The organism is Streptomyces sp. UH6 (assembly GCF_013421635.1).
Taxonomy (GTDB): domain Bacteria; phylum Actinomycetota; class Actinomycetes; order Streptomycetales; family Streptomycetaceae; genus Streptomyces; species Streptomyces abyssomicinicus.
The window spans coordinates 1-3,248 of record NZ_JACADT010000657.1 but is presented as its reverse complement, the minus strand read 5'-3'; the positions used below and the strand labels follow the sequence as shown (position 1 = coordinate 3,248).

General features: G+C 73.2%; 3 protein-coding genes. All 3 read left to right on the top strand.

Annotated features, from left to right (window positions below; all coding sequences use genetic code 11):
• The first annotated feature begins 73 nt into the window (after positions 1-73).
• The 3 genes from ilvE to HW445_RS23770 are packed head-to-tail and all read left to right on the top strand — an operon-like array spanning position 74 to position 3,194.
• A complete protein-coding gene (gene ilvE, locus HW445_RS23780; RefSeq protein WP_180222991.1) occupies positions 74-1,018 on the top strand; it encodes a branched-chain-amino-acid transaminase in 945 nt (314 codons plus the stop codon).
• 1 nt (position 1,019) lies between these two features.
• Positions 1,020-1,787 (top strand): cyclase family protein, encoded by a 768-nt coding sequence (locus tag HW445_RS23775; RefSeq protein ID WP_180222990.1) that lies wholly within the window; start codon positions 1,020-1,022, stop codon positions 1,785-1,787.
• 18 nt (positions 1,788-1,805) lie between these two features.
• The gene (locus HW445_RS23770; RefSeq protein WP_180222989.1) at positions 1,806-3,194 is read left to right on the top strand and encodes an MFS transporter; all 1,389 of its coding nucleotides are present in this window, start codon (positions 1,806-1,808) and stop codon (positions 3,192-3,194) included.
• Positions 3,195-3,248: the final 54 nt, after the last annotated feature.

Sequence of the window (3,248 nt, the reverse complement as noted above, 5' to 3'; positions counted from 1 at the left end):
CGCCGCCGCCGCCTGACCGGCCCCTCCCGCCCTCTCCCGCCCTCTCCCGCACCGGAACCACAGGAGTCCGCACATGAGCACACCGCTGCCACCCACCCACGCCTGGCTCGACGGCGAGATCGTCGCCTGGGAGGACTGCACCGTCCACGCCCGCTCCCAGGGCGCCTTCTGGGGCGCCAACGTCTTCGAGGGGCTGCGTGCCTACCGCCGACCCGGCCAGGACGGCCTGGCCGTCTTCCGCGTCGACGAGCACCTGGCCCGCCTCGGGCGCTCCATGAAGAGCCTGCACATGAAGGTGCCCTTCACCGAGGCCCAGCTGAAGCAGGGCGTCACCGACGTCCTGCGGGCCAACGCCTTCGACGAGGACGTACACATCTGCGTCGTCTCGTACTTCAACATGGGCCCCAACTTCGACCCGCTCAGCCACACCGACGACGCCGGCGTCCACATCACCTCCACCCGCGCCCCCCGCGGGCGCGGCTTCGAGGGCGGGCTCGCCGCCACCATCGCCTCCTGGCGCCGCATCAGCGACGACAGCATGCCGCCCCGCATCAAGGCCGGCGCCAACTACCACAACAGCCGCCTCGCCCACCACGAGGCCATCCGCAACGGCTACGACACCACGCTGCTGCTCAACCAGCGCGGCAGCGTCTCGGAGGCCCCCGGCTCCTGCGTGGTGATGCTCCGCGACGGCAAGCTCATCACCCCGCCCGGCACCAGCGGCGTCCTCGAGGGCATCACCGTCGCCACCGTCGGCGAGCTCGCCGCCAAGGAGCTCGGCATCCCGATGGAGCGCCGCGAGATCGACCGCACCGAGCTCTACACCGCCGACGAGGTCTTCGTCGCGGGCACCCTCGCCGAGCTCGCCCCCGTCACCAGCGTCGACCGCATCCCCGTCGGCGACGGCGCGCCCGGCGTGACCACCCGCAAGCTCCAGGAGCTGTACGACGCGGTGGTGCGCGGACAGCACCCCGACTACAGCCACTGGACCACCATCGTGCACCCCACGGAGAAGTGACATGACCGCTCTCGGCCCGCTGCTGGGCGCCCTCGCCGACGGCTCCGTCGAGGTCGTCGACCTCACCTCGCCCCTCTCCGAGGAGACCCCGCTCATCCAGCTCCCGCCGGACCGCGGCCAGCCCTGGCCGTTCCAGCGCGAGGTCATCAGCCACTACGACGAGGCGGGACCCACCGTCTACTGGAACAACATCCGCCTGTCCGAGCACACCGGCACCCACTTCGACGCCCCCGTGCACTGGCTCCCCGGCAAGGACCACGACGACGTCTCCCAGGTCCCGCCGCGGCGCCTGTTCGGGCCGGCCGCCGTCCTGGACTTCTCCGCGGAGGCCGCCGAGGACCCGGACTTCCTGCTGCAGCGCCACCACGTCGAGGCGTGGCAGAAGGAGCACGGTCCGCTCCCCGAGCAGGGCTGGATGCTCTACCGCACCGGATGGGCGGACCGCCAGGACGACCCCGGGAAGTTCCTCAACGAGCGGCACACCCCCGGCATCGCCCCCGAGTGCGCCAAGTGGCTGGCCCAGGAGACGCCGCTGGTCGGCATCGGGGTCGAGACCGTCGGCACCGACGCCGGACTGGCCGGGGAGTTCGAGGACCAGCCCTACCCCTGCCACTGGTACTTCCACGGCGCCGACAAGTACGGCCTCACCCAGCTGCGCAACCTGCACCGGCTGCCCCCGCAGGGCGCCCTGCTCATCGCCGCGCCCCTGCCCATCGTCGGCGGCTCCGGCAGCCCGGCACGCGTCCTCGCCCTCGTGGCCGGCGACTGACGGAAAGCGAGCACCCTCATGACCCCCACGGAATCCGTACCGGCGGCACCGGCGCGCGACGCCCTGGCCGCGCTGCGCCGCCGGTCGGTCAACCGCATCCTGTTCCTGCACGGCCTCTCGTCGTTCTGCTACGGCATGGTCTTCCCGTTCATCGGGATCCACCTGGCCGGGCAGCCGGACATCGGCACCGCCGGAGTCGCCGTCTACTACGGCGTCTCCGGGGTGGCCAACCTCGCCGTCTCGCTGCTGCTCACGGCGACGTCCGCACGGATTCCCCGGCACGCCCTGGGCATCGGGGGCCTGGTGCTGTGGCTGGGCTGCTTCCTGGTGCTCACCGACGCCTCGGCCGTGCCCGCCACCGCGACCGCGGCCGTCCTCGGCGGCGCCGGCCAGGGCTGCTTCATGGCCGCCATCATCCCGATCGTCAACTCCCTGGTACCGCCGGAGGAGCGCCGCGCGGTCTTCGCCCGGCGGTACCAGATCCTCAACGCCACCCTCGCGGCCGGCTCCCTGCTGGCCGGCCTCCTCCTCACCGTCTTCTCCCGCGACGCCATCGTCTGGCTGCTGGTCGCCAACGCCGCCGGGTACCTGCCCGTCGCGGTGGCCCTCTGGCTGGCCCGCAGGGTGCCGTCGGTCCCCGAGGAGGACGCGGAGCCCGCGGACTCCGCGGAGAAGCCGGGTGACGCGGCCGACGCGGAGAAGGCGGCGGCCGCCGGGGACGCGGCGGCGCCGGGCAAACCCGCCGCGGCCTTCGGCGCCGGCATGCTGATCCGTGCCTCGATGGGCGTCGCCCTCTTCCAGTTCGGCGCCTACCTGATCGGCTACAGCCAGTTCGAGGCCACCGCGCCGCTCGTCGCCGACCAGCTCATGGACACCGGCATCGGCTGGATCTCCCTGATGCTCACGCTCAACGTCGCCGTGATCGTGCTCGCCCAGCGCCACGTCACCCGCTGGCTGGAGAACCGCCCCGAGGAGCTCGGCCTGCGCATCGCCGTCGGCCTGTGGGTCGCCGGCTTCGTCCTGGCCGGCCTGGCCGGCCTCGGCCCCACCCCCGTGCAGCTCGGCGGCCTGCTGGCGTACGCCGTCTTCTTCGCCCTGGGCGAGTGCGCCTACTCCTGCTCCTTCCACCCCTGGCTGATCTCCAAGGTCCCCGAACGGGAACTGACCCGGGCCAGCGCCCTGTGCAACTCGATGATGGGGGTCGGCATGTTCCTCGGCCCGTCCATCGGCGTCGGTCTCATCGGCCTCGGCGAACCCGCCCTGGTCTGGCTCCCGCTCGCCGCGCTGTGCGCCCTGGTCGCCCTCACCACCCTGCGCCGCGGGGCCCGGGCCGTGGCCCGGGACGCGGCCAAGGACGCGCCCCAGGACGGCGCTCCCACACCGGCCGGCGTCGCCCCGACGGCCTGACCGGCCACCGTACGAACCGCCCCGCCCCGCACCCGACGCACCCCACGCACCCAC

Bases quoted from the DNA above. Each gene is read 5' to 3' on its own strand.
- ilvE (WP_180222991.1), top strand. From the start codon at position 74: ATGAGCACACCGCTGCCACCCACCCACGCCTGGCTCGACGGCGAGATC.
- HW445_RS23775 (WP_180222990.1), top strand. From the start codon at position 1,020: ATGACCGCTCTCGGCCCGCTGCTGGGCGCCCTCGCCGACGGCTCCGTC.
- HW445_RS23770 (WP_180222989.1), top strand. From the start codon at position 1,806: ATGACCCCCACGGAATCCGTACCGGCGGCACCGGCGCGCGACGCCCTG.